This window comes from Streptomyces sp. NPDC002868 (genome assembly GCF_055563295.1).
This window is the reverse complement of the sequence record NZ_JBVHDR010000010.1, coordinates 231,162-257,849: the sequence shown is the minus strand read 5'-3', so window position 1 is coordinate 257,849 and position 26,688 is coordinate 231,162. Positions and strand designations below refer to the sequence as shown.

General features: G+C 72.1%; 18 protein-coding genes. 5 read left to right on the top strand and 13 right to left on the bottom strand.

From position 1 onward, the window contains the following. Window positions 1-46: 46 nt before the first annotated feature. Together ACZ3H8_RS28095 and ACZ3H8_RS28090 are read left to right on the top strand one after the other, a co-directional pair. Window positions 47-838, top strand: coding sequence for a peptidoglycan recognition protein (locus ACZ3H8_RS28095; protein ID WP_398985136.1), 792 nt, complete (start codon window positions 47-49; stop codon window positions 836-838). Window positions 839-891: 53 nt separating this feature from the next. Beyond that, window positions 892-1,083, top strand: a complete 192-nt coding sequence (locus ACZ3H8_RS28090; protein WP_467406537.1) for a hypothetical protein — start codon at window positions 892-894, stop codon at window positions 1,081-1,083. A 96-nt stretch (window positions 1,084-1,179) separates the two neighbouring features. Here the strand turns inward: ACZ3H8_RS28090 and ACZ3H8_RS28085 are convergent, their stop codons facing one another. Further along, window positions 1,180-3,153 (bottom strand): collagenase, encoded by a 1,974-nt coding sequence (locus ACZ3H8_RS28085; RefSeq protein ID WP_467406536.1) that lies wholly within the window; start codon window positions 3,151-3,153, stop codon window positions 1,180-1,182. Between the two features lie 295 nt (window positions 3,154-3,448). Between ACZ3H8_RS28085 and ACZ3H8_RS28080 the strand changes: the two genes are divergently transcribed. Further along, complete coding sequence (locus ACZ3H8_RS28080) at window positions 3,449-3,676, top strand: hypothetical protein (protein WP_467406535.1); 228 nt, start codon at window positions 3,449-3,451, stop codon at window positions 3,674-3,676. 293 nt (window positions 3,677-3,969) lie between these two features. Further along, entirely contained in the window at window positions 3,970-4,239 is a 270-nt protein-coding gene (locus ACZ3H8_RS28075) for a transposase family protein (protein WP_467406532.1), read from the top strand. Between the two features lie 178 nt (window positions 4,240-4,417). Here ACZ3H8_RS28075 and ACZ3H8_RS28070 read toward each other — a convergent pair whose 3' ends face one another. Next, window positions 4,418-4,744, bottom strand: a complete 327-nt coding sequence (locus ACZ3H8_RS28070; RefSeq protein WP_467406531.1) for a hypothetical protein — start codon at window positions 4,742-4,744, stop codon at window positions 4,418-4,420. Window positions 4,745-4,861: 117 nt separating this feature from the next. Further along, window positions 4,862-5,815 (bottom strand): lysylphosphatidylglycerol synthase transmembrane domain-containing protein, encoded by a 954-nt coding sequence (locus tag ACZ3H8_RS28065; RefSeq protein ID WP_467406746.1) that lies wholly within the window; start codon window positions 5,813-5,815, stop codon window positions 4,862-4,864. A 189-nt stretch (window positions 5,816-6,004) separates the two neighbouring features. Here ACZ3H8_RS28065 and ACZ3H8_RS28060 point away from each other — a divergent pair, with 189 nt between their 5' ends. Then, complete coding sequence (locus ACZ3H8_RS28060; RefSeq protein WP_467406530.1) at window positions 6,005-6,385, top strand: cupin domain-containing protein; 381 nt, start codon at window positions 6,005-6,007, stop codon at window positions 6,383-6,385. Window positions 6,386-6,478: 93 nt separating this feature from the next. Here ACZ3H8_RS28060 and ACZ3H8_RS28055 read toward each other — a convergent pair whose 3' ends face one another. From ACZ3H8_RS28055 to ACZ3H8_RS28010, 10 genes are read right to left on the bottom strand one after another with little or no spacing between them, the layout of a single operon-like run. Further along, entirely contained in the window at window positions 6,479-7,510 is a 1,032-nt protein-coding gene (locus tag ACZ3H8_RS28055; protein ID WP_467406527.1) for a TolB-like translocation protein, read from the bottom strand. Continuing rightward, complete coding sequence (locus tag ACZ3H8_RS28050; protein ID WP_467406526.1) at window positions 7,507-8,787, bottom strand: MFS transporter; 1,281 nt, start codon at window positions 8,785-8,787, stop codon at window positions 7,507-7,509. The genes ACZ3H8_RS28055 and ACZ3H8_RS28050 overlap by 4 nt, the downstream gene beginning before the upstream one ends. A gap of 22 nt (window positions 8,788-8,809) precedes the next feature. Further along, window positions 8,810-10,045 (bottom strand): alkaline phosphatase family protein, encoded by a 1,236-nt coding sequence (locus tag ACZ3H8_RS28045; RefSeq protein ID WP_467406523.1) that lies wholly within the window; start codon window positions 10,043-10,045, stop codon window positions 8,810-8,812. Between the two features lie 38 nt (window positions 10,046-10,083). After that, window positions 10,084-10,965: a galactokinase gene (locus ACZ3H8_RS28040; RefSeq protein ID WP_467406522.1), complete on the bottom strand. Its 882-nt coding sequence runs from the start codon at window positions 10,963-10,965 to the stop codon at window positions 10,084-10,086. Between the two features lie 4 nt (window positions 10,966-10,969). Next, complete coding sequence (locus ACZ3H8_RS28035) at window positions 10,970-12,832, bottom strand: class I SAM-dependent methyltransferase (RefSeq protein WP_467406519.1); 1,863 nt, start codon at window positions 12,830-12,832, stop codon at window positions 10,970-10,972. Continuing rightward, window positions 12,829-13,998 (bottom strand): glycosyltransferase, encoded by a 1,170-nt coding sequence (locus ACZ3H8_RS28030; RefSeq protein ID WP_467406518.1) that lies wholly within the window; start codon window positions 13,996-13,998, stop codon window positions 12,829-12,831. The genes ACZ3H8_RS28035 and ACZ3H8_RS28030 overlap by 4 nt, the downstream gene beginning before the upstream one ends. Further along, entirely contained in the window at window positions 13,995-14,810 is an 816-nt protein-coding gene (locus ACZ3H8_RS28025) for an alpha/beta fold hydrolase (RefSeq protein WP_467406516.1), read from the bottom strand. The genes ACZ3H8_RS28030 and ACZ3H8_RS28025 overlap by 4 nt, the downstream gene beginning before the upstream one ends. An 8-nt stretch (window positions 14,811-14,818) precedes the next feature. After that, window positions 14,819-15,163: an acyl carrier protein gene (locus ACZ3H8_RS28020; protein WP_467406514.1), complete on the bottom strand. Its 345-nt coding sequence runs from the start codon at window positions 15,161-15,163 to the stop codon at window positions 14,819-14,821. After that, window positions 15,153-19,721, bottom strand: a complete 4,569-nt coding sequence (locus ACZ3H8_RS28015; RefSeq protein WP_467406513.1) for a beta-ketoacyl synthase N-terminal-like domain-containing protein — start codon at window positions 19,719-19,721, stop codon at window positions 15,153-15,155. Before ACZ3H8_RS28015 ends, ACZ3H8_RS28020 begins: the two co-directional genes overlap by 11 nt. Further along, entirely contained in the window at window positions 19,714-26,445 is a 6,732-nt protein-coding gene (locus tag ACZ3H8_RS28010; protein ID WP_467406510.1) for an SDR family NAD(P)-dependent oxidoreductase, read from the bottom strand. The genes ACZ3H8_RS28015 and ACZ3H8_RS28010 overlap by 8 nt, the downstream gene beginning before the upstream one ends. Between the last annotated feature and the right edge of the window lie 243 nt (window positions 26,446-26,688).

The window sequence follows — 26,688 nt, the reverse complement described above, 5'->3', positions numbered from 1 at the left end:
CGAGCAGCGCAGGCGCACCCAGGGGTGCCGCCTTACGCTCATGGTCATGACCATCGACCGGCGCATGCTGCTGAGCGGCATGGGCAGGGCGGCCACGGCAGGCCTGATCGGTGCCGCGCTGGCCGCGGGTGACGCGGGCAGGCGGGCCACCACGGCCCGCCAGGCCCGCCCCACCCACCTGCGGGCCGAGCCCGCCGCCCCGTGGGCCGCGGCTCGGCCGGCCGTCGTACCGCGCACGGTCTGGCAGGCCGCCCCGATGCGTCGCAGGAAGCCGGATCTCACCGCGAGCGCGGTCAAGGCGGTCTTCATCCATCACACCAATAGCGGTAACGACTACACCCAACGAGAGGTCCCCGATCTGATCCGCTATCTCTCCGGCGATCACACCGAGAACCGGGACTGGGACGATGTGGGCTACAACTTCTTCGTCGACCAGACCGGCACCATCTACGAGGGACGTGCCGGGGGCATCGCCAACCCTGTCGTCGGCGCGCACACCATGGGCTTCAACGTCGGCACCGTAGGCATTGCGGCGATAGGCAGTTTCGGCGAAGGCTCGACCGTGCCGACGCCCATGCTGGAGGCTATCGCCCGACTCTCCGCGTGGAAGCTCGGCCTGTACGGGGTCGATCCACGCGGCAGCACGGTCCTGGTCTCCACCAACGACGCCAGCAAGTATCCGAAGGGAAGCCGGGTCGTGTTCCATACGATCTCCGGGCACCGCGACGGGTATTGGACGCGGTGCCCCGGCGCCGCGCTCTACACGCTCCTCCCCCAGATCCGCGATCGAGCCGCCCGCCTCCAGTCGCGACCCGTCGGCCCGGCATCGACCCCCTGACGCGCAGAACCGGACACAGGGAGCCGCCGCCGGACGACCGGGCGGCGGGCCGCTTGGAAGCCGCCGTCCTCGGCGACAACCCCGATCAGGAGCTCCAGCCGCAGGGCGGCGTGGTCCTCGCCCCGCTCGTCACCGAGCCGGTCTGCGCCCTGCTCCCCACGGCCCAGCCGCCGGCTTCCCAGAAGGAGGTGGCCCTGGCCCAGGTCCCGGAGGAGCCTCCACGTTTTCAGGGGATTGACAGATGAACCGGGACAGTTGAGAAGCCTGGTGTCCCGCGCACGAACGATGCGCGGGACACCAGGCTCTCCCGGCTCAGTTCTTGCCGGTGACCGAGGCCCCGGTCACCGGCCGCTCCGGGCCGGCAGTTGGCCGCAGTCGCCGCCGGCGCACTTGCTCAGCCAGTCGGCGAAGTCGGCGTCGTACTTGGTGCCGATGGTGTCGCGGAGCAGGCTGTGGGCCGCGTCGTACTCGCCTGCGCGGTAGTGGCCGAGCAGGGTGGCCACGTCCTCGGGGTGCGACTGGAGCATGTAACGGACGCCCAGATAGCCCCACTGGTAGATACGGGTGGTGTCGGCGTTGTCGTAGGTGGTCCCGAAGAGCCGGCTGAGCTTGTAGGTGTTCTTGCCCGCCTCCTCGATCGCCCTGTCGTAGGTGATGCCGCGGTACGAGTAGGAGACGTACTCGGCGAAACCCTCGATCCACATCACGGTCGGGGTGGTCTGCCCGGCTGCGAAGTCGCCGTACATGTCGTAGCGGCCGTCGAGGTAGTGGGTGTACTCGTGGTTGAGGTTCCAGATCTGGAAGGCGTCGTCCTGGGCCGGCTGCTCGTAGGCGATGAAGCGCGGCTGGTTGCCCTCAGCGGCCGGGTCGCCCTCCAGGTACATGCCGCCGTTGTTGGTGTCGATGCCGAAGACGACACCGGCGTAGGTCTTGTAGTCGGTACTGGAGTTGAAGGCGACGATCTCGATGCTGGTGTTGTTGTCGTCCTTGACCGGACCGTTGTCCTTGACGATGTTGTGGAAGACCGGGTCCTGCTTGAGGACGCTGTCGCACGTGGCCGACAGTTCGGACGCCGTCAGCTCCTGTGCGAGGATCTTCACGCTCGGACCGCATGCGTGCTTGACCGTCAGCACGGCGTCGCGCACCCGGTTCTGCAGGTCACAGGTGTCGTACTCGGCGCAGTTCTCCTTGTCGTACTCGTCCGTCATCTCGGCAAGGCCGACCCAGAGCGGGGCGGTGCGTCCAGTGATCTCGCTGCGGCCGAGCAGCTCCTTGACCAACGGCTTGACGGTGTCCTTGAGGTCGGCGTGCCGCAGGAAGCGGCCGAGTTCGCGTCCGGCGTTGCTGGCCAGGTAGGACTTGTCGGTGCCGAGCAGATCGTCGTGGGCGACGGCGAAGTCACGCAGTCCGGTGAGGACGCTCGGGTCCGCCTTCACGGCTTCCACGAACTCCGGCAGCTGGTGGCCGCGGAAGAGCACGGTGTAGGTGTTGTTGACCGCCGCGAGCATCCCGTAGAACTGGTCGTACGACGAGTTGTAGTCCTTCTGCAGACGCTTGACCACGTCGAGGTGGCGGGCGTTCTCTCCGGAGCTGTCGATCAGGGTGACCGTCTCGGCCAGGGTTTCTCCGTTGGCCTCGGTGACGTCGAAGGCGTGGGACGAGCCGAAGAAGGCATCCAGGGCGCCCTGAATGGCGCTCTTCAGCGTCGGGCCGTATTCGCCGACGTTCTCCGGCTGGTTGTACTGGATGTAGTAGCCGGCGCGCAGGTACAGCACCACCTGGGTGGCGAAAGTGCTGTTGTCCCCCGGGTAGTTGGTCGCGACATCCTTGAGTGCGTTCGCCACCGTGACCATCTGTTCCTCGCGGAAGAGGGCCTTGGAGTCCTCACCGGTCACGCTGAACAGCGTGTTGATGCAGGTGGTTTCGGACTGCTTGATCTGCTCGACCAGGGCAGCGCCGGTCTTCGAGGTGAAGTCGCTGACGTTGCAGTCCGCCGCGGCCTTCGCCGCAGAGCGGGCCTGCTTGCGCTCTGCGGCGTTCTGGGCCGCGGGGAGCGGAGGGCGTTGCGCGGGGTTCGAGGTCTTCGTGGCCGATCGCGCGGGGTCGGCGGCGTGTCCGGGTGCGAGATCGGCGGCAAGCACGGTGGCGGAGGCGGGCTGTGGGGCGGGGGCCGACCTCGGTGCGGGCTTGGGTGCCCCGGAGCCGGCCGGGGCCGCCGCGCCATTGGGGGCGAGCATGGTGAGCCCCAGGCCGGCGGCGGCCACGGTAGGTATCAGCAGTTGGGCGAGTTTCGTGAGGGTGGGGGGTCTGCGCATAGCGATGGCCTCCAGGCCGGTCGGCAGCCGTGCGTGGGGCACGGCGGTGGGGGGTGCGGACCGTGATGGCAACGGAAGTTGAGCACTCCCGGAGCTGTCATGCTCGCGAAAAGTGTGACCGTACAATTTCACAGTTCACATGGCAGTGAAAGAGGGTTGCAGGCAATAGAAGAAACTGATGAGCCGTCAGAGACGGATCCTGTCGGGGACCTTGAGATTCCCGGACGGAACTGCATGATCGCTGGGCATACTCATGCCGGTTTCGAGGGACGACCGTCGCCCCTGAGGTGAGCCGGTGCCCCTCCATCCCCACTCTGGTGCGCGGATTCCGCCCCGGACCGCGCGGGTGGCGCGGGCGGGCAATCCCGGTGGCACGACGGCGACATGGGTACGGGACCGGCTGGACGGGCCGTGGAGTGACGAGGACTTCGCCGGCTGGTCGCAGGCGAAGGTGCGGACGGCGACGGCGGCTTCAGCCTCGTACTCGCCGCCGGCGCTGCGGGCAATGTTTCCGGCAGGGTGAACCTCACCCTGCCGGAAACATCAAGCGGCTGGCGGACATGGCCGGCGGCAACGACGTCTCCGCCTCCACCGTGCGCCGCTGGGCGCTCGAAGTGATCAACCTGCTCTCCGCCCGCGCCCCGCGCCTGGACCGCGCGTTGAAGAAGACCCCCGGAAGGGCGGGGTCCTCGTCCTGCTTGACGGCACCCTCATCCGCACCAGCCGCCGCACCGGGGTGGACAACCGCAAGAACTTCTGCGGGAAACACAAGGCCCATGGCCTGCTGTTCCTCGCCCTGAGGCCGGGCTCGGCGCCGTGGCCGACCTCGGTTTCGTCGGCCTGGACGACGACCCCGACGACAACCCGGTGGTCATCACCGGCCGCAAAGCCACCCGCACCCACCAACTGACCGACGCCGAGAAAGAGGTGAACCGTCTGATCAGTCGTGAACGCGCCGCGAACGAACACGGCTTCGCGAACCTGAAGTCCTGGCGCGTCCTGACCAAGGTCCGCATGAACGCCCGCCACGCGACCACTCTCCCGCGGGCCCTGCTCGTCCTGACGAACATCGAGGTCCAGAGGTGACAGACGATCACCTGCCGCCGATCATGCCCACGGCCGGCACGAGTACGTCACTCCCGCCCCACGCCAGCCCCGTGACCCTGCGAAATCAGGATGGAATCTTCTCACTGAACGGAGCCGGCGGACCCCCTTCGGTCGGTCCGCCCGGTTCTTCCCTATGCACGTGGGCACGCCGCAGCCGTCAGCCGTTCGGGCCAATCCGCAGCTCGTGCTCTTCCTCGCCGGAGCCGACGTCGCGGTGACCCTCGTCAGCCACGTCGAAGTACATCTGAAGGCCGCGGATGAGGCGCTGGATGTCGTCCGGGTGGCCGTAGACGCGCGCGCGGACGACTTCGAGCAGAGGGACGGGAGTGCTCAGCGGGCGGCTGGTCCGCACGTCGAAGGACCTGGTCGACACCACCGGGCGCCCGTCCGGAGGGGACATGATGGCGCCGGTGCCAGGCAGCGCAGGGGTGAAGATCGCGGCAAGCGTCTCGTACACGACTGAGGCCGCTGTGCTCCCGTCCATGTGCACCCCGGCCGTTCCCGGCCGGCGGCTGCCCACAGATATCTCACCGCTCACTCGATGCCGCATTCCTTCAGCATCAGGGCAGCCGCGTGCATCCGCTCGGGGAGCGCGCCCGATTCAGAGCACCTTCCACCGAACCAGCGCCCCCAGCACCAGAGCCCCGGGAAGCAGCGGCAGCCACACCGTGATGATCCGGAAGCCGAGTACCGTGGCCGTGGCCACGGTGAGCGGCACGCCTGACGCGACGAGCGTCAGGACCAGGGCCGCGTCGACGGAGCCGATACCTCCCGGGGTGGGCACCATCCCTGCCGCGATGCTCGCCGCCAGGTACGCGATGGCGACATGGAGCCAGGGCAGCGGCACCTCGAGAGCCACCGCCACCGACGCCAGAACACAGCCCTGCAGGGCGGGAAACGCCAGCGCACCGCCCCACAGTGCCAGCACCCGGGAGGGCCGGGTGTGCAGGGCGCGCGCGTCGGTCAGTGCTGTGTGCAGGAAGCCGCGGACGGTGCGGCGCAGCGGGCGTATGGCGAACAGAGCCAGTGCCAGCACGGCGAGGGCCGCGGCCACCACCAGGAGCAGGACCAGCAGGGTGCGTCCGTCCGGGGTAATTTCGTCCAGTGGGAGGGCTCCGGGGACGGCAGCCAGCAGGGCGAACAGCAGAACGAAGCGGGCGATCGGCTCGACCAGGGAGTACAGGGCGAGCGAGGCCGTACCCCGGGACAGTGGAATGCCGCAGTTACGCAGGAAACGCAGCGTCACCGCATGCGCGCCGAGGCCGGCGGGCAGCACATGGTTGGCGGCGCCCGCGGCGAACTGCGAGGCAAGCAGCCGCCCGGCGGGCAGCCGCTCGAGGATCGCTCCCTGCCGTACGCAGGAAGCCGCCACCCAGCACAATCCCGTCACCGCCACCGCGATCAGCAGCCAGACGGGATCCGCACCGCGCAGCCTCCCCGCCCCCTCGGCGATCACCGACCAGTGCGTCACCACCCAGAGGGTGATCAGCACCAGCGGGATCAGGCACGCGATCTGACGCAGCGGCACCCTCCGCAAGACCGGCGTCCCGGACAAAGCCACAGCCAGCCGTCCTTCCACATTCACAGGCCGCGCGACGGCGAGGCGCCGGGCACGTAAGGACACTGCCCGCTGTGTGCAACGCACCGGTGTCCAGCAGCCGACGAAAGGGCAAGGCGCACATGACTGAAACGGCGCCCGGCCCGGAGGGCGATGTGCGCAGGCTCCCGGCTAAGGTGACCCGCCATGACGAACCTTGATCACGCCGCCGCTCCGGATCCGGCTCCCGCGTCCTTCGCCGTGCACATTCCCGACGCCGAACTGGAGCCGGAGCCCCTCGACCCGGCCCAGATCATCTCCGGCGAACCCGTCGTGACCGGGAAGGTGCTGTGGGAGTCCGCCGACGGCAAGCAGCTGCGCGGGATCTGGCAGATCACTCCTGGCGTGGTCACCGACACCGAGGCCAACGAGCTGTTCGTCGTGGTCAGCGGACGCGCGACGATCGACGTCGAGGGCGGTGACACCCTCGACGTCGGGCCCGGGACGGCGTGCGTGCTGCGAGAGGGCGACCGTACGACCTGGACGGTGCACGAGACGCTGCGCAAGGCGTACCACATCAGCCTCTGAATCCCGTACGCAATCCCGTACGGAGCTCTCCCGGCGGCCCTCCCGCAGCTCACCATGTGCTGGAGCGCCCTCCAGCAGCTCACCGCCACGGGCTCAGATGATCACGGCCGGGGACACGGCAGACTTCACGAGCATCCGTGGTGTGCCTCCCCCGTCCGCCGGGACCGACCAGAGATCGGATCCGAAGTCACCGGGCAGCGCGTACAGGAGCGTGCGGCCGTCCAGCCACAGCGCCTGGTCGTCGACGCTTCTGCGCTCAGAAACCGCGGTGTCCCGGCCCGTGCGCAGGTCCAGGATGTGCAGCCGCCAAGGGGTGGCGGCCGAGGCGCCGGGGACGCGCTTCTTGAAGGCGACGCGGGTGCCGTCCGGGGACAGCGAGGGGCACTCGATGTTGCTGTGCAGGGTCCGCAGTGTGCGCCGGGTCAGGTCGCCTTCGACGAGATGGGTACGGCCGCCGGTGGCGAGGGTCGCGTAGAAGCGGTTGTCGTCGGCGGCGAAGGTGACGCCCCAGAAGTTGTCGTCGGCGGCCCGGTGGCGGCGTCCGTCCTTGAGGACGGTGAACTTCTCGAGGTTGGGCCGGAGGGTGCCGGTGCGGGTGTCGTAGATGGCGGTACGGGTGGAGAAGGCGCCGCCCGCGTACGAGTCTCCGCTGACGAACACCGTCCACGCCACCAGTCGTCCGCTCGGCGACACCCGGGCACGGGTGGGAATTCCGGGCACCCGAAATGTACGGACGGGCCGCAGCCGCGCATCCAGCAGCACGGCCTCGTGGCCCGGGACCACCCCGCCCGTGGACCGGAGGCAGATGCCTGTGCCGGCGGCCGCGTGGAAGCGCAGGCAGTCGCGGGGCGCGGAGGTGCGGGGCCCGGCCAAAGTCGTCAGTGGGACGGCTGAGACGTGATCGCGTTGCGGTCCCCAGGCGAGGTTGCGGAAGAGGAGTGTGCCCTGCTGACGCAGCGTCACCGAACCGGCTCGGGCGAACGGTTCGCCGGGCGTGGCCCGCTCGCGTTCGGTAGCGCGGTCGGCGGCACGCAGAGTGACGACTGCGGCGATCGCTGCCAGCAGCGCGGTGGCGAGCACGAGAACGAGCAGCCTGGCCCGGAGTGTTGAGCCGGCAGGTGTCATGCTCGCCTGCCCCGGTGGAGGGTGGCGACTGCGGCAAGGGCGGCGGCCAGACCGGCGGCGGCCACGGTCAGAGCTCCGTGGGGGCCGAAATACATCCAGCCCGCGCCGAAGAGCAATGAGCCGCCGAAGCGGGCAAGGGCTTGCGCCGACTGCACCAGCGCAAGGCCGCTCGCCTTCAGATGCGGCGGCAGCAGCGGCCCCGCGGCGGCCATCAGTACGCCGTCGGTGGCCGCGTAGAACGCACCGAGCAGCACGAGTACGCACCCGGCAGCCACCGGCCCGCCGCCCCATGGCGCGAGAAGCAGCAGGTAGGCGCTGAGCAGCGCCCCGTGCCCCACGAGGAAGACCTGCCGACGGCCGATCCGGTCGGCGATCCGTCCCAGCGGCACGGCAAGCAGCAAGAATCCGGCGGCGGCGCCGACGGGCAGCAGCGGGAAGTAGGGGGCAGGCAGGTCGAGGCGGTGCTGGAGCAGCAGATAGAGGAACGAGTCGCTCACCGTGACCACGCCGAGCAGCGCGGCGATCAGACACAGCCGCGGCAGGCCGCGGGTGCGGGCGAGAGTGCGAAGTGCCTTGCGGCGATGGCGTGTTCGGCTGCTCGCTGCCGCGCGTTCGGCCTTTCCCACGGAGTTGTCCCGTACGAACAGCACGAGCAGCAGCACGCCGAGCGCAGCGGTGCAGAAGCTGACCACGAACACGGCGTCGTAGCCGTCGCGTGCGGCCCACAGCACCGCGAAGGCGGCGAGCGGTCCGATCAGGGCGCCCGCGGTGTCCATCGCCCGGTGGACGCCGAAGGCCCGGCCCTGCTCCTCGGGCGGGCAGGACAGTGAGATGAGCGCGTCGCGCGGGGCGGTGCGCAGCCCCTTGCCGGTGCGGTCGGCGCCGAGAACGGCGCCGACCGCCCAGGGTGTCGTGGCGGCGAGCAGGGCGAGTTTGCATCCGGCGGACAGGGCATAGCCGGCGCCCGCGACGAGTTTGCGGCGCTGGGCGCGGTCGGCGAGGTGGCCGCCGGCCAGCCGGGCCAGGACGGTCGCGCCCTGGTAGAGGCCGTCGAGGGCGCCGAAGGCGAGCGGGGACATCCCGAGGCCGACGACGAGGTAGAGCGGCAGGACGGCGGTGACCATCTCGGCGGAGACGTCGGTGAGCAGGCTGACCGCGCCCAGGGCGATGACGTTGCCGGCGAGCGCGCGGCGGACCCTGGTGCCGTTCGGCGGGCGCGGGCGGGTGCCGCGTACGCCCGCCGTGGTGTCGGCGGCGCGGCTGGCCGACAGATACACAGGGTCTCCCTTCCGGTTGCGGTCAGAACCAGTTGACGGTCAGGGGGAAGGTGGTGTTGGCCGATGCTCCGGCGGAGTCGGTGGCCGTGGCGGTGATCTGTCGGGTGCCGACCTGCCATGGCTTGCCACTGATCCGGCCGGTCGAGGCGTCGATCGAGAGTCCGAACGGCAGCCCGGAAGCGGCGTACTTGAGCGGCGCCATACCGCCCGAAGCGGTGATCTGGATCGTGCAGGCCTGGTTGACCTTGCAGGTCTGCGCGCCGGGGTTGGCCACGCTCAGATCCCCACCGGGCGGAGTTCCTTCCCCGAAGACCTCGGTGATGGGGGTGGCGCTCGCCGCGTTGCCGGCGTGGGTGGTGCCGAAGAGGTCCTCGAAGGTGCGCAGCAGGCTGTAGTGGTTGTAGGCGCCGCTGTACCTGCCCTGCTTGACCTTGGCTCCGGAGAAGACCGTGGCGATCCGGTTGGAGCCGAGGAAGTTGTCCTCGTCCCAAGTGAGCACCAGCAGGCTGTTGTTGGCCCTGGTCCACTGGGCGTAGGCGTCGAGATTGTTCTTGAGCCAGGTGTCGCCCGTGGCGACCGGGCACGAGTGCATGTCGTTGCACTGGTTCGGAACGACGAACGACAGGTGCGGCAGTGCGGTGAAGTCGCCCTTCGGGAACTGCCCCCAGGTCTTTCCGGTGGTGAGAGGCACGTTCTTGAAGGCGAACCAGGGGTTGTGCTTCTGCGCGTACTGGCCGTTGGTGCAGGCGGTGGATCCCTCGCTCGGCAGATCTTCGTTGTAGGTGGCGAAGGTTTTGCCCGCGGCGATCAGTTCCTGTCCGAGGTTGGCGGCGCTCATCGACTGGGGTGCGTAGCAGCCGTCTCCCGTGATGCCCTGGGTGGCGCCGGAGAAGAGGTTGAAGTAGTTCGGCTGGCTGGGGTGGGTAAGCGCCTTCATCGCGGTCAGGCTCGCGCCGGCGTTCGCAAGCTGGTTGACGTACGGCGCGTTGGCACTGCCGATGATCTCGCCGTACTGCTTGTTCTCGAAGACGACGACGACCACGTGGTCGTAAGTGGGGAGGGAGGCGGGCTCCTGCGGCTCGGCTGCGCGGGACTCGGCCGCGCCGAGGGCAGCGATCAGGCAGAGTGTGCTGAAGATTCCGGCGGCCGTCGCCCGCCACGTCCCGCGGCTCGGACCGCTCCCCGCGTGCGGCTCTCGGATCGGTGACCGGTCCGGTGTCCGGTCCGCCGTCCGGTCCGGTAAGGCCCTTGGTTTCATGGCGGGTTCCTCCTTCTCCCTCTCACTCCTCGTTGCTCTCACTCCTCGCGGCGGGCCGCGCCCGCCACGGTGATGTTCACGAAGCGCGGCACGCGCCGTCCGCTGGTGCGGAACTCCTCGGCCACCGTGGTACGGACATGGGTCACCCGGTCCTGCGGCAGCAGCACCAGTGCGCTGCGCTCCGGCCGCAGTCCGGGCCACCAGGCGGCCGTCGCACCCGCACGCCGCGCGCTCTCCACAGCGCGCTGGATGTCGGGTGCGCCGTGGCCTTCTGCGCGGGTCACCAGCAGCGTCAGCCGCGCGCCGTGCTCGGCCGGGTCGAAGCGGACGCGGCGCCGGCCGTGACCGCCGAGCAGCAGGGCCCGGCCGGGGCGGGCGAACAGCACGGCCTCGCGCAGCGCTTCGTCGCCGTCGGGCGCGGCGGCCCTCGCAAGGCCGGCCAGCCTGTCGCGCGGCGGGCGCGGCCTTGTACGTCCGACGTGCAGATCGGCGACCGCGAGCGCCACGGCACACTCCAGCGGTTCGGCACTCGAAAGACCGGCCGCTGCGGTCAGTGTGGAGTGGATGTGCAGGTCGATGCCGCCGCGGCAGTATCCGACGTCGGCCATGGTGCGCAGCAGGGCGTAGGTGCGGGCCGCCCAGTCGGGGTGGGGCGGTGGCGGGCCGGTGAGCGGGAGTTCGCAGCTCTGTGCCGGGTGGGCGAGCGAACTCAGTCGTACGAGACCGTCGTCGCGGGGTGCGGCGGCCGCGGCCACCGGCCAGCCGGCGGCGGCGACGAGGTGCGGCGAGCCGATGTGGAAGGCGTGCGGAGCGCTCCACACCGTGGCCGGGGGCCGGTCGTGTGCCGATTCGAGAGCGTAGGCGACCAGCCGAAAGAGCGGGTCGGCCGTATGGCGGCGGGCGATGTCCAGGGTGCTCATTCCGTCACCTCGCCCCCGGTGACGGCGGCGACTTGCGGGCGAGTAGGCGGTAGGCGTTGCCGCCATCGGTGGCGCGGGCCACCGCCGCGCGCGCCGTGTCCAGGGCCGCGGCAGCCGCGTAGCACGGCAGCGCCACGGTCTGTACGGCTGTGCGGAACGCCCGCCGGGCCACCGTGGCGTCGCCCGGTCCCCAGGGGGCGTACGGATTGGGGGCGATCCGGTTCGCGGTGAGGAGGACGGCGCCGACGAAGTCACAGGACTGGTGGGCCGCGCCGTGCTCCTCGGCCAGGACCGTGAACCCGCGTTCGGCCAGCGCCTGGCGGAGATTGGCGACCGGGATGAAGTGCTGGTGCTGGGGCTGGAACCAGGGCAGCCAGTGCGCGCCCAGCAGACGGGCGAGCCGGGATTCGGGGTCGGGCAGTTCGATGAGCAGATGCCCGCCGGGAGGCAGCACCTCGGCGGCCGCGTCGAGCTCGGCGAGCGGGTCCCGGGTGTGTTCCAGATAGTGGTACATGCTGACGGTGTCGTAGCGGTCGACGAGTCCGGCGGCGAGCTCGGGGAACTGACCGCAGTGGGCGGTGCCGATCCAGCCGCGGGCCTCCGCCTCGCGCACAGTTGCGGCCATGTCCAGGCCGTCGAAGCGGGTGTCGGGCCAGATGTCGCGGGCGCTGTCGCAGAAGTGGCCGTGCCCGGTGCCCACGTCGAGCCAGGCGGCGGGCTTGCCGAACGGCTTGAGCATGGCGGCGCGGCCGCGGTACGAGGGGCCCATCGTGCCGAAGACATGAGCGGCGCCGCCGACGCCGAGGCCGTCGTAGAAGTCGCGGTAGTAGAAGTCGAGGCCGGCGAGGGAGAGGCGGGGGTTCTGGAAGGTGTGCCCGCAGCCCCCGCACTGTTCGAGGGTGAAGTGGCCCGGCTTGCCCTGGAACAGGTCGGGCATGTGGGTGCGTACGGTCAGCTCGGTGGAGCCGCACCAGGGGCAGTCGGGGCGGCGGGGCTCGAGGAACCTGTCGGTGCCCTCCTTGAGGTCGGCGGCGTAGCCGGGCCGCAGCGCTTCCAGCTCGGACAGCGTTCCTGCCAGGCCGGGGTCGTCGCCCGTGGCGGTACGCAGGGCGGTGCCGACACAGTGCAGCGGCCGTGCGGCGGTGACGCGCGTCAGGTCTGCCGGGCGCAGCGAGCTGCCCCGGCCGCCGAGGACCAGGGCGGGCTGCAGCCAGTAGAGGGCGAGTGCCGCTGCACCCCAGCGGCGGTCCGTGGCGGCCGCGCGCACGAGCAGCGCCAGGCCTGCCAGTTGAACGGCGGCCACCAGGCGCGGGGGCAGTCCCTGGGCGCGCAGCTCCGCGGCCCTCCCTGCGAGGCCGGGCGCCGGGGCGGATACTCCGGGGGCGATGGCGATACCGGTCGCGGCGGTGGCGTACTCCTTCAAACGGCCGAGCAGGGTGTGCAGTTCCACGGTGTCGAGGTCGGTCTCCACCTCGGCCCCCGACCGGTCCCGGACATGGTCGGCCACCAGCAGGGCGTGTCCTGCGCCGCGCACCTTGCCCGTGCGGGCGAAGCGTGAGTCCTTGAGGTCGAGATCACGGAGCAGGCCCAGTGTGTGTTCTGTGTCGAGTTGGCCCGGGACCAGGTCGAGGAGTTGCAGACCGGTTCGTTCCGCGTAGGCGACCGCGGCGGCCAGGGTGGCTTTGTCGACCTCGACGCCGCGGGCGGTGATCAGTTGCCAGCCGTCGGCGGGCACACTGTCCGCAGCGGCGTCCATGTCCAGTACGGGTACGGCCGCCAGTCGGCGGCGGGCGCGCACCGTGCCTGCGGTGAGCCCGGCCAGTGCGGCGATCGCGGCCCACGGGACGCGAGTACGGGACTGTGTCATAGCAGTTTCTCCAACCTGTCGGCCGCGGCCGCGGCACCGCCGGCCGCGGCGAAGGACGTCTGGATGCGGCGAGCGGCCCGGCGGTGGTGCGGGTCGTCGAGGACAGCGCTCATGGCGGCGTGGATCTCGTCCGCGCGAGGACGGCCGAAGCGCACCCGGATGCCTGCCCCGGCCGCCGCGACCTGCTGGGCGACGATGGGCTGGTCGTCACGGACCGGCGCCACGACGAGGGGCAGGCCGTGGGCCAGTGCCTCGCAGACGGTGTTGTGCCCGCCGTGGCAGACCACGGCGTCGAGGTGCGGCAGCAAGGGGAGTTGGGGAACGTACTCCTGAAGCAGGACATGGTCCTCCCGTACCTCGCCGACCAGGTCGGCGGGTGCGGCCACAATGAGTTGCACATGGTCGGCCAGACGCTCGGCGGCCCGCAGGACCGTGGTGTAGAAGCGGCCGCCCGCCTCGCGATTGAGCGTGCCGAGCGAGACCAGCACCCGGCGGCGCACGGGATCCAGTCGCCGCCACGGGAAGGACGAGGCGTCGGCCGGGCGGGAGCCGAGCGCGGGTCCGACGAAGGCGTGGTGATCGGGACCGGCCTCGTCCGCGCCGAGGAGCTCGGGGGTGGAGAAGATTAGAACCAGGCGGTCCGAGAAGCGCGGGTCCCAGCCGGCGGATGCGCCGCATGCGGCGAGGAATCCGGCGATCCTGTCCGCCACCCACTCCCCCACCTTGGGGAAACCGGCGAAGGGCCTGGTGAACTCGGCCGTTGTCGTCGCGGATGTCACCCACGGCAGTCCGCGCCGCTGGGCGATCACGGCTCCGGCGATGGCCTGTTGGTCGGCGACCAGCACATCGGGGCCGTACGCGTCGACCGCTGCCTCGACTCCGGGCATCATCCCGAGGGCGAGCGGGATGAGCGCCTCCTCCCACAGGAAGCGCAGAGCGGCGACGCCGCACAGATCGCGCCAGCGGCCGTGCAGCGTGCCATAGCCTCCGGGTCCGGTGCGGTCGCCGGACGGGAGGAGAGTGGCACGTGCGGGGAGCAGACCGGAGAGCACTTCGGCGGGGCCCGTCCAGGCGACCTGGTGTCCGCGCGCGGTCAGTTCGGCGGCGACGGCGACCGTGGGGTTGACGTGCCCGGCGAGCGGCGGGACGACGAACAGCACCTTCATACCGTCACCGCCTCGGGCTGCCGTCGCGGGGCCTCGGCCAGTCGGTCGAGGACTGCACGGCGCAGCTCGCCGGTGCCGCCCTGGAGCACGTCGTGGCCGAGACCCGGCAGGACGCGGACGGTGCACCGGGGGGCGTAGCGGGCCAATTGCCGGGCCCCGGGGGCGAGTTCGGAGTGCTCCCCGCAGACGGCCAGCACCGGACAGCGCACCCGGGCGAAGTCCTCGGCCGTGAACGGCCATGCCGCCGCGATGTCGTCGATCAGGGTGGTGCGGTTGAGGAGTTCATCGGCGGTGGCGGTCAGCCGGGCGGCCTTACGCGCGCCGAGCGAGGCGAGTTCCTGCGGCACCTGGCTGTCTTCGAGACCCAGGGCGGCGACGGAGAGCGTGTCGAGCATGTTCTCGATCCAGGGGCCGCTCAGCGGGGGCTCGATCAGGATGAGCCCGGCGACGAGGTCGGGGCGCGCGAGCGCGGTGCGCAGGGCGAGCGTGCCGCCGTAGCTGTTGCCGACGAGATGCACCGGGCGTTCGTCGAGACCCAGGGCGGCGAGCAGGGCGGTCAGATCACGTACTGACGTGTCGATGTCGTAGCCGGTGGCCGGGCGCTCGGTGCGGCCGTGGCCGCGCTGGTCGTAGAGGACGACGTCATGCCCGGCCCGGGCGGCAGGGACGGCGAGGGTGCAGTAGAAGCTGGAGAGGTTGTCGACGACCAGGCCGTGCAGGAAGACGGCGGTCGCGCCCGCGCCACTGTCCGCGTCGGCGGCGGGCAGCCGGTGGACGTGGAAGCGGAGGGAGTTGGCGAGAATCTCGGCCATGGCCGGGCTCAGCCGGCCGGGGCGTTGGCGACGACGGCGGACGGAGCGGGTGTGCCGACGGCGGCCGGAGCGGGTGTGCCTGCGATATGGGACACGAGATCGCCGACCGTCATGGCCAGGATCTCCTCCATGTCCTTCTCGGCCAGGAAGGCGATCAGGTCCACGGCTGACCCGTACCGCTGCTGGAGCAGTTCCGCGAGTGCGACGAACTCGATGCTCTCCAGCGCCAGGTCCTCGTTGAACGTCGTCGCCAGGGTCACCTCGTCGGCGAGCAGGAACTCGTCGCCGACTGTCTCGACGAGCATGGCGGTGATCTCGGCGAGTATCTGTTCGGCGGTGGGGTCAGATGCCATGGCTGGCCTCCATGGGGTTCGGGGTGGGGGGTTGGGTCCAGGCGACAACATGGGCGGTGGGCCGAGCGTCAGGGCCGGGCAGATCGTGGACCGTGCTGATCCGTACGGTGTGGGTGCGGCCCTGTGGAGAGAGCACGCGGAGCCCGGTGGGGCCCTCGCTGACGGTCCACTGCTTCAGGTGGCCGCCCAGGCCGGCGCCCTCGGCCTTGGCGGCGGCTTCCTTGGCGGACCAGAGTGCGGTCAGTGCCTGGGCCCGGTCGAACCCCTCACGCGCGGCGAGTTGGTCGGCCAGCCGCCGCTCGTCTGCGGTGAGCGCGATCCGGCTCAGCGCCGCGGGGTCCTCGGTGACGGCCTCGACGTCGATGCCGACCGCGTGGCTGGGGTGGGCGTACGCCACGGCCAGCCGGTCCTTGTGGGCGAGCGAGAGCCGGAGTCCGGCGGCGAGCGGGCCCTGCGCATTCGGGCGGCCCACGTCGTCGTTGCCGACGGGGACCTCCGCGGGGAAGAGCGGCCCCGCGCCCCCGTCCCACAGCAGTTGGCGTACGGCGTCCTTCGCGGCGATCCGCCCGAGCAGCCAGGCCGTGCGGGCCCGCGGCGGGCGCTGCTCGTACGCCGCCCGCTCGGCGGCCCCCAGATAGCGCCGCATCACGAGCTCCTGCGAGGCGGAGTCGGTCCAGCGGCGCCGGGCCAGGCACCAGCCGCCGGGCTGCGGCTCGCCGATGCCGCAGACCTCCGGAGTGAACTTCATCGGCCACACCCGCTCGTCGGCAGCGAAACGCCGGTACGTCCAGCCTTCCAGGCGGGCCCACACGGTGCCGTCGTCGGCGACGAGTTCCACGTCGCCGTGTACGGAGCCCGGCCGTACGGCGCGAATGCGGGCGGTGGCGTGCAGCAGCGCGCCGTCACGTGGGGCGGGCCCGTACAGGCTGACCCGGTCCAGGGACGCGGGGAAGACCAGCCGGTCGACGGGCAGGCGCAACTGCATCCAGTGGCCGAGGAGTTGCCCGGCGGCATCCAGCAGGGCGCCCGGCGCGGGCAGGGCGCGCAGCACCCCGCGAATGCCGTCGTCGGCGACGGCGGTCACCTCATGGACGCCGGCGAACTGAGGACCGTGGAACATCCACCGGTCGCGGTAGAGGGCCTCGGCGCTGACGGGAGGTGGCAGTTCCCGGGTCAGCGCCGAGAGATCGGGCGCGGGGCGCACGGGGTGGCGGTCGGCGAGGACGACGGTGACACTCGCGCACCCGCCGATCTCCACGCGTACCTGGCCGCCGGTGGGGGCGGGGGTCACGCTGAACTCCGCGTCGACGGGCGGGTCGACGGCCAGCCAGCGCAACGCGCGTACGTCGCCGAAACCGGTCACCACGCCTCCGGGCACCGCACGGCGCGCGGCGTCCGCGGCGAGCTCCAGCAGCGTGGTCATGGGGACGACGGGGAAGCGGTCCGAGGCATCGGGCCAGCTGTCGGGCTGGAGATAGACACAGTGGTCGCGGACGTACGGCATGGTCTCGAGGGAGAGCCGCCGCCGGGTGCGGTGGGCGGGTGGCGTTTCGTCCGGGGCGTTGGGTACAGGTCGCCCCGGCGACTGCGGGGCGGGTGCCGCGCGCCAGGCTTCGGCAACGGCGCGCGCCGCGTCTTCCGTCTCGTCCAGTACGGCGTCGAGGGCCGAGAGCAGTACGGGTGGTTGGTCCGTGGCGGCTGTCCGGGCCTTCCCGGACGGGCGAGCCAGGTGGAGGGGGGACGCCGCGCCACCCAGACTCACCAGCGGAGACCCGAGATCGAGCCGCACGAGGCTCGGCTCGGGGGCGGCGGGCGGGGCCGATGCAGCGGACGACGTCGGCTCAGCGGGCGGCGTGCCGTTCGACCCCGGACCGAGCCGCACAACGCCCTGCCCCAGCACCGCAGACGCGCGCTCCGTCAATCGGTCCCAGCGGGGGTTCAGCCCCTCCGTCCACAGCGCCGCCGCCAGTCGGCGCAGTTGGTCCAGCCCGCTGCCGCCCCGGGCCGCGCCCGCCGAGACCGCGAGGTGGTCCCGGCCGTGCAGACTGTCCGACACGAAGCCCGGGAGGCTGCCGGGACCCATCTGTACGAAGGCCCGCACGCCCTCGGCGTACAACCGTGTCGTCAACTCCCGGAAGTGCACCGGCTCCAGCAGATGGCGCAGCACCACGTCCCGTACGTCCTGCTCCGTACCCGGATATGCGGCGACCGTGGTCGCCGACCAGACGGGCACGTCCGGCGGCCGGAGCGGCAGTCGGGCGAAGGCGGCGCGCACCTGGTCGAGGTAGGGCGCCCACATGGGTGTGTGGAAGCCCGACCGGAAGGGCAGCTCCTGGGTGAGTACGCCCTGGTCGGCCAGCCGGGTCAGCGCTTCGGCCACGGGGCGGGGTTCGCCGCACAGCACCGACTGGTGGGGGCAGTTGTCGTGGCTCACCGCAACACGGTCAAGGCCGTGCAGCGCGTCGGTGGCCTGCTCCGCCCCGCAGCCGAGTGCCGCGTAGACCAGATCGGGGACGTCGAGATCACCCGGCCGCAGCGAGTCGAGAAAGGTGTCGACGGCGTGCTGCGGGTACATCCCGGCGACCACCATCGCGGTCCACTCGCCCAGGCTGTGCCCCGCCAACAGCCGTGGGCGGATTCCCAGTTCGGGCAGTACGCGGGCGAAGAAGCGGCCGACCGTGATGGCGTCCACCGCCCGCTCCACCAGCGTGCCGCCGCCGGTCAGGGCGGGCCGCGGCAGCCCGAAGCGGTCGGCGACATCATCGACCTGCGGCGCGAAGTCCGGCTCAAGGCCGGGGAAGAGAAAGGCCGGTCGGGCATCGTGCGCGAGCAGCGGGCGCGGTGTGAACCACACGCCGCCGCGCCCGCGCCACGGCCGTCCTCGGGCAACGACCGCGGCGGCCAGAGCACGGCGCTTCGGGGTAAGGCCGAGCACGGCGAGGCGGCAGGGACCGTCGGAGGTGGGCGACTGCGCGGCCTGCTCCGGAACACGCAACTCCTCTACCAGACGGCCGAGTTCGCCGGGAGTCCTGGCAGCCAGCAGCGTCACCTCGGGATGGCCGGTCGGCCCCGAGGCGCGCGCTGCCGCTGCCGGTCGGCCCGGCCCCAGCAGGTGGCCCGAGGCAAAGGCCCCCGGCGCCTCCTCCAGCACCACATGCGCGTTGATCCCGCCGAAGCCGAAGGCGTTCACGCCCGCGCGTCGCGGCGCGCTCCCGCGGTCCCAGGGTTCCGCCACCGTCACCGGGCGCATACGCGTCCTGGCGAAGCCCTCGTGCGGCTCTTCGAGATGGAGCGTCGGCGGCAGCGTCCCATCGTGCACCGCCAGTACGGCCTTGATCAGCCCGGCCATCCCGGAAGCCTGCATGGTGTGACCGAGCATCGACTTCACGGAGCCCATCGCGACCGGCTCGGCGCCCGCCGTGCGCGGACCGAAGACGCGGGCCAGGGTGGTGAGTTCGGCCTCGTCACCGACCGGCGTTCCGGTGCCGTGCGCCTCCAGCAGACCGAGCGCGCCGGGCGCTGCCGGGTCCAGGCCGGCCTGCGCCCAGGCCTGGTGCAGGGCGCGTACCTGGCCGTCCACCAGGGGGCTCATCAGGCTCGCGGCCCGGCCGTCGCCGGCCACGCCGACGCCTCGTACGACGGCATAGACGCGGTCGCCGTCGCGTTCGGCGTCGGCGAGGCGCTTGAGGAGGACGACGCCCGTGCCTTCGGACAGCAGCGTTCCGTCGGCGCGGCGGTCGAAGGGGCGGATCTGCTGGCTCGGGCTGAGCGCCCGCAGCTGGGTGAAGACGCTCCAGAGCGTGGCGATATGGCAGTGGTGGACGGCTCCGGCGACCATCAGGTCGCAGCTGCCGGACGCCAGGAGACCGGCCGCCTGCTCGACGGCGAGCAGCGAGGAGGCACAGGCGGCGTCGAGGGTGTAGGCGGGGCCGCGGAAGTCGAGGCGGTTGGCGGCCCTGGCGGCGGTGAAGCTGGGTACGAGGCCGATCGACGCCTCCGGCCGTTCGGGACCCAGCCCCGCCTGGAAGGCTTCGCGGACCTCCTTGATCCGCTCCTCCCCCAGTTCGGGGACGAGTTCGCGCAGGGTCGCGGACAGCTGGTGGGCGGTGCGTACGCGCTGGTCGAGGCGGGCGGTGGCCACGCCCATGAACCCGCCACGGCCGAGGATGACGCCGATCCGGGAGCGGTCGGCGGGCAGCCGCTCCTCGCCCCCGGCATCGGCCACGGCCTCGGCGATGACCCGCAGGGCGAGCAGTTGGTCGGGCTCCGCACCGGCCACGGCCGCGGGCATGATGCCGAACCTGGTCGGATCGAAGGCGGCGAGCTCGTCGATGAAACCGCCGCGCCGACAGTAGAAGTGATCGCTACGCGCAGGTCCTTCGGTGCCGTTCGCGTCGTAGTAGACCTGCGGGTCCCAGCGTCCGGGTGGTACTTCGCTGATGACGTCCGTGCCCGCGAAGAGGTTGCGACGGTACGCGGCCAGGTCGGCGGCTCCGGGGAAGACGGCGCCCATGCCGATAATGGCGGCGTCGGCCGGGCGGGGGCCGCGGTCAGGCATGGGAGCTCTCCCCCGAAGCCTCTTCCGCGAGGAGTACGACCTGGCCGGTGGTGCCGTGCGCCAGCTCGGCGAGGAACGCGGCCGTGCCCGCGGCCGGATCGAGGAGCGGGATGCCGCGGCTCGCGTACATCCGCTCCAGCTCCGGGGTGACCATGCCGCCTGCCTCGGCCGCCCACGGGCCCCAGTCGACGGCGAGGACCCGGCCGGGGAAGCGGCGCGACCAGGCCGGGGTGGCCGCGAGGGTGTCCAGGGCGTCGTTGGCTGCCGCATAGTCGGCCTGGCCGCGGTTGCCGAGGACGCCTGCGATGCTGCCGAACATGACCAGGAAGGCGGGGGTGGGGCCGTCGCCGTGGTCCGCGGCGGCGTCGGCGAGGTGGCGGGCGCCGTCGACCTTGGTGGTGAACACCCGCGCGAAGGACGCCGGGTCCTTGTCGCGCAGCAGCCTGTCCTCGAGGATTCCGGCGCCGTGCACGATGCCGTCGAGCCGACCCTGGCGCGTACGTACGTCGCGGATGACCGCGCGTACGGCATCGGCGTCGGTGACGTCCGCCGCGTGATAGCGCACGGAGGCGGCGGTGGAGGTGAGGACGGCGAGGGTGGTACGGATCTCGCGCGCGGCGAGGATGCGGGTCGCGGCCGTCTCGATCTCTGCGGGGGTGCGCAGGCCTTGCCGTACGAGGGCCGCACGCAGGGCGACCCTGTCGTGGGCGTGGGCGACGGCCAGGTCCTCGGCGCCGTCGGGGGGCGGGGTGCGGCCGATGAGTTCGATGTGGCAGCCGGTGGCTTCGGCGATGGCGATGGCCGTACGAGCCGTGATGCCACGAGCCCCGCCGGTGAGCAGCACCACCGCTTCGCGGCCGATCGGAAGCGGTGGCGCCGCTTCGGTGACGGGGAGGGGGACGGCGACGGTGCGCAGAGTGTTGCGGGTGCCGTTGGTGTAGCCGATGACCACTGGTTCCTCGGGGGCGCACAGTTCGGCGATCAGATGGGCGGCGATCCGCTCGGGGCGGTCCTTGGGGTCGATGTCCACGGCGCGCACGGCGGTGCCGGGGTGTTCGATCGCCGCGGTACGGGCGAAGCCGTACAGTCCCGCGCCGGGGATCGGGTCGGCGGGGACCGGCGATTCGTGTGACGGCACGGAACGGCCGAACGCTCCGCCGCGTCCGGTGACGAGCAGCAGTCGGCGTGTGCCCGCCGTCAATGTCGCGCGCAAGGCACCGAAGGTCTCCGCAAGCACGGGGTCCGGGGCGGGGCGCAGCGCGCTGAGGTCCACGACGCCGTCGGCCCCGGCGGCGTCCGCCAGGCGGTCCGGGTGGAGGGTGCGTACCTCGGCGCCGTGCGACTCCAGCGCGGCGGCGAGGGCGAGGGCAACCCCGAGACCGTCGTCGACGACGGCGAACCGCAGGCCGGGTAGCACATCGGCCGGGTCGCGGGTGGTGGGCGGCCCCACGGGAGCGACCTCGACCAGGAGTCGCGCGGGCAGCGTCGGGCGAGGCGCGTCCTGGTGCTTGGGCGCCTCGGCGGCCGGGGGCGCTTCAGGCTCGGTGACAGCTCCTCGCGCGACAATCCAGTCGACGATGCCGCTGATGGTCTTCAGCCGGGAGAGTTCCTCGACGGCCGATTCCGCCGGGCCGTCCTGACCGCGCGGCAGCCCGATGCGGTCGGCCAGCGCACCGATGATCTCCACCCGCTTGATGGAGTCCACCGAGAGGTCGGCTTCCAGGTCGAGCGCGGGATCGAGCATCTCTCTCGGGTAACCGGTGCGGACATGGACGATCTCCAATACGGCGTCCATGAGCTGCTCGCGCGTCAGGGGGCCGGCTTGGGACTCGTCGGCGGCCGGTTGGGGCGCGAGGGGTTCTTGCTCCCGCACGGGTGCGGCCGCCGGTAGCGGCACGCGGTCGGCTCCCAAGTAGCCCAGCAGGACGTCCCGTTGCGCGGCGACCAGCTCCCGGGCTCCGCGCAGGTACTCCAGTACGGCGTCCTCCCGCCGGTCCGCGGCCGCCGGGGCAGGGGCCGCCGCCACTCGCCGGGCCGGGCGCAGTCCGCCCGCCACAGGTTCGCCGTCCGCCGTCCGCACGAGATGGCCGTCCACCAGCCAGCCGGGGCGCCGGGGCGTCTCGGCGGGCAGCGCCGAGGTACGGCCCTTGAACAGAGGCTCCGCGTCGAACGGGACGCCCGCCGCGGCGAGTTCGGCCAGCGTGGTCACCAGGCGGCTCAGCCCGTGTTCGCCCGGGACGTCGAGCGGGACGGCGGTGTGCGGCCGGTCGCCCAGGATGCGGCCGACGAGCCCGGTGAGCACCCGGCCAGGCCCGGCCTCCACGAAGGTCCGTACCCCGGAGGCGTACATGGCTTCGATCTGCTCGGCGAAACGCACGGGTTCGGCGAGCTGGCGGGCCAGCAACTCCCGTACGCCCACCGCGTCGGCGGGGTAGGGGCGCGCGGTGGTGTTCGACCAGACCGGGACCGCGGGCTCGGCCACGGCCGAACCGGCCAGTTCCGCGGCCAGCGTGTCGGCGGCGCCCGCGACGACGCCGCTGTGGAAGGCGCAGGCGACCGGGATGCGTTCGGCGGCGATGCCCGCGTCGCGCAGCGCACCGATCGCGGCGTCGACCGCCTGCGTGGGCCCTGAGATGACGCACTGGGACGGCGAGTTGTGGTTCGCGACAACGCAGCCGGGTGGCAGTTCCGGCAGCTGCCCCGGCGGGGCGGGCACCGCGGCCATCGCTCCGGGGTCGTCACCGGCGGCGGCGAGGATCGCGTCGGCCCTGCGGTCGCTGAGCCGGAGGAGGGTCGCGGTGTCATAGACACCGGCGGCCCAGAGGGCGACCAGTTCGCCGTAGGAGTGGCCGGCCGTGCAGTCGGGACGTATGCCGAGCGTCGTGAGCAGGAGGTGCGCGGCGGCGCCGGTGAGGCCGAGGGCGGGCTGGGCGACCCGGGTGTCGGTGACGGCGGCGCGCCGGGCTGCCCGCTCCTCGGGCGTGAAGGCTGCTGACGGGAACATCCTGCTCACGCGGCGCGGGTCCGCTGCGTACAGCGTCGTCCGCAGCCGGGGGAAGGCGATGAACAGATCGCCGAGCATGCCAGGACGCTGGCTGCCCTGCCCAGGGAAGAGGAAGGCGGTCCGGCCCGACTCGCACGCGTCGTTGCGCACATGTATGCCCTCGCCGGTGGCGAAGTCCCTGGCCAGGTCCAGCTTTGCCGCCAGGTCGTCGAGGCTTTCGGCGACGACCGCGACCTGGATCTCGCCCTCACCGGCAGAGGTCTCGGCGGCGAGGTCGCGCAGCGGCCATGGGCGTCCCGCCGCGTCGTTCTGTTCCAGCCTGGCGGCGAGGCGGTCGATCGCACGGAGTGCTGCCACGCGGTCGGTGCCCCGGAAGCAGAACAGTTCGGCCGGCCAGGCATCCAGCCCGTGTGCGGGCTCGCCCGCATCCCCGTAGCCGGCGAGGACCGCGTGGTAGTTGGTGCCGCCGAAGCCGAAGGCACTGACCGCGGCGAGCCGTTGCCCGGCGGGCGCGGCCCACGGCCTGGCCTCGGTGTCGAAGCAGAAGGGGCTGGTATCCGGCTGCCAGGCGGGGTTGGGGCTGGTCAGGTGCAGGGTCGGCGGCCGTACGCCGGAGTGCACGGCCCGAGCCGCCTTGACGAGCCCGGCCAGGCCCGCCGCGCATTTCGTATGGCCGAGCTGCGACTTGACCGAGCCGAGCGAGCAGGAGCCCGTGTCGCCTTCTGCGAACACCTCGGTGAGGACGGCCAGTTCGGTGCTGTCGCCGACGACGGTGCCCGTGCCGTGTGCCTCCACGAGGCCGATCTCGGCGGGCGTGACTCCGGCTCGCCGGTAGGCGCGTTCCAGTGCGCGACGCTGCCCTTCGGGGCGAGGTGCGGTGAGGCCGAGGGAACGTCCGTCGCTGGAGGCGCCGACGGCCTTGACGACGGCGTAGATGCGGTCGCCGTCGCGCTCGGCGTCCGCCAGTCGCTTGAGTACGAGGCAGGCGACGCCTTCGCCGAGGGCGATGCCGTCGGCGAAGGCGTCGAAGGGGCGGCACCGGCCGGTGGGCGACAGGGCGCGTACGGAGGCGAACATGAGGTAGTCGTTGATGCCGTTGTGCACATCGGCGCCGCCGCACAGCACCATGTCGCTGTCCCGGTCACGCAGTTGCCTGCAGGCCAGGTCGAGGGCGGCGAGCGAGGACGCACAGGCGGCGTCGATGGTGCAGTTGGCGCCGCCGAGGTCAAGGCGGTTGGCGACCCGCCCGGCGATGACGTTCGCGAGGACGCCCGGGAAGGAGTCCTCGGTCAGCCGGGGCAGCTGGGCGTCCAGCTCGGGCGGCAGCTCACCGAGGTAGCCGGGGTGCAGCGCGCGGAAGCCGTAGGCGCCGGCGAGATCGGTGCCCGCCTCTGCGCCGAAGACGACCGAGGTGCGCGAGCGGTCGAAGTGCCGCTCCCCCGCGTAACCGGCGTCGACGATGGCGCGGGCGGCGATGTCGAGTGCGAGCAGCTGCACGGGTTCGATGCTGCCGAGCGAGGCCGGGGCGATGCCGTGGGCGAGCGCGTCGAACGGCGCGGGCGGCAGGAAGCCGCCCCACCGGGACGGGGTCCGCTCCCCGGCCCGCGCCGGGTCGGGATCGTGGTAGGCGGCGGTGTCCCAGCGGCCGACGGGCACTTCGGTGACGGAGTCGGTCCCGGCGACGATGTTCGACCAGTACCCGGCGAGGTCGTCCGCGCCGGGGTAGCGGCAGGCCATGCCGACGACGGCGATGTCGAGCGGGGCTTCGTCGTGCCGGTCGTCCTTGGCCGGCAGACTGCGGAGCTGCTCCGCCCGCTCGGCGAGCAGAGCCGTCGCTCCGTCGGTCACCTGGGCGTGCAGGGCCCCGACCGTGGTGGTGGCGGTGCGGGCGGTCGCGATCTGGCCGAGCATGTAGAGGCCCTCGCGGCGCTGCTCCTTCTCGTCCACCGGGACGGGGCCCGCGCCGGTGTGGCGCAGGCCCTTGCTGGCGATCCGCAGCCGCCCGAGGTTGAGTTTTTCCAGTTCCTCCCAGACTTCATGAGGGCTCGCGCCGTCCTGACCAAGCCGCCGGGCGGTGGCGGTGAAGGCATCGGCGTACGGCGTCGCTGCGCAGCGTGTGGCGTGACCGGGGGCGGTGCGCAGCAGCGCGGTGGACTCGCACTCGATCGCCGTCCGCTGGAAGCCGGGCAGCACGGCTCCGGCGGCGACGGCCTCCTCGGTGAACAGATAGGCGGTGCCCATGAGGACGCCGGTCCGGGCCCCGCGCTCGGCGAGCGGGCCGGCGGCTGCCATCGCCATCGCCGCGGATCGCTCGTCGTGGATGCCACCGGCGAAGAGCACGTCGAGTTCGGCGGCGTACGGGCACGCGAGCAGCCGCTCGATCTGCTCCTCCCAGAGCGGGAAGGCGGCACGCGGGCCGATGTGGCCGCCGCATTCGAGCCCTTCGAAGACGAACCTGCGCGCTCCCTCGGCGAGAAACTGCTCCAGCAGTCCCGGGGAGGGCACGTGCAGATACGTCCGGGTCCCGGCGGCTTCGAGTGGGGCGGCCTGGGCGGGCCGGCCGCCGGCGATGATCGCGTACGGGGGCTGTGTCCCGGCCACGGCGGCGAGCTGTTCGCGGCGTAGTTCGTCGGGGGCGAAGCCGAGCAGTCCGACGCCCCAGTCCCGGCCGGCCAGGCGCTCGGCGGTTTCGCTGAGCAGCTCGCGCACGTCCTGGCCGTCCATCACGGCCAGGGCCAAAAAGGGCAGCCCGCCCGCTTCGGCCACGGCGGAGGCGAATTCGGGCCGGTCGCTGACGCGGGTCATGGGCCCTTGGACCACAGGCAGGTGGCGTTCGCCGGGGCGCGGCTGGAGGGGGCGGGCTCGTACGGCCGCTTCGAGGTGGTCGGTGATGGCCGCCCTGACGGCCTGTACGACGGAGCCGGTGGTGCAGTGGCGGGAGGCGAGCCGGGCGGCGATCGGCCCGTCCTGTCCGATGGGTAGTGGCTGCGTGTGCAGGCCGCGGGCGCCGAGGAGTTCGGCGATGTTCCCTTTCGGCGGTGCCAGGTCGGGACGGGTGTACACACGGTGGCCCGCGACGAGGGTGGTTTCGCTGCCGTCCATGGCCCGGATCGCGGCCTCGACGGCGGCGGGAAGTTGGGCTGCGCCTTCGGTGGTGAGCGCGAGCTGCGTGTCGAGTACGACGCCGGCGGCTCCGCCCGCGACGGCCGCGGCCGCCGTGTGCAGGCCAATGCCTCCTGCCGCCAGGACCGGCACGGTCAACTCGGGGTCGGCCAGCAGCCGTTGCAGCAGTACGGAAGTGGTCAGTTCGCCGACCCGGCCGCCGGCCTCGTGTCCCTTGGCGACGAGGCCGGCCGCGCCGGCGGCGACGGCGGCCGCGGCCTCGGCGGGGCTGGTGACCTCGGCCCATACCTGGCGCCTGCCACCGTCCGCCCAGACCTCCGTGCCGGTGCGCCACCAGGGCTCGGTGAGCAGCACGGTGTCCACGGCGGCGGGCAGTTCGTCCGGGGTGAGCGGGCATCCGGCCGGTAGGCGGACGCCGTAGCGGCCCCGCAGCCCGGCCATCGCGGTGCGCGCCCGGTCGCGATCCCTGCCGAGGTCGAGCAGGCCCAGCGCACCGGCCCGTCCGGCGGCCGCGATCATCGGGGCGTTGGGCTCCTCGAACGGGCTGACCACGACGACGAGGTCCCGGCCTGCTTGCCGGGCGGGCTGAGAGATCACGGGCTCTCCTTGGGTTCCGGGGTTCCCACCAGGGCCGGGCGAGGGAGCGAGGGAGCGGTGGTTCAGGCCGTGCGACGGTCGGATCGCGGCAGGCAGAGGACGTGTACGGACACCCGGCGAGAAGTAACCGGCGGGTAACGTGTCATGCCGCGTTGCATCCTGCGGCGAGGGGGCCGCACTGTCAACGCACATCCGCCACCCATGCCGCAGCGGCATGGAGAGCAATCTGACTTGATATCAACT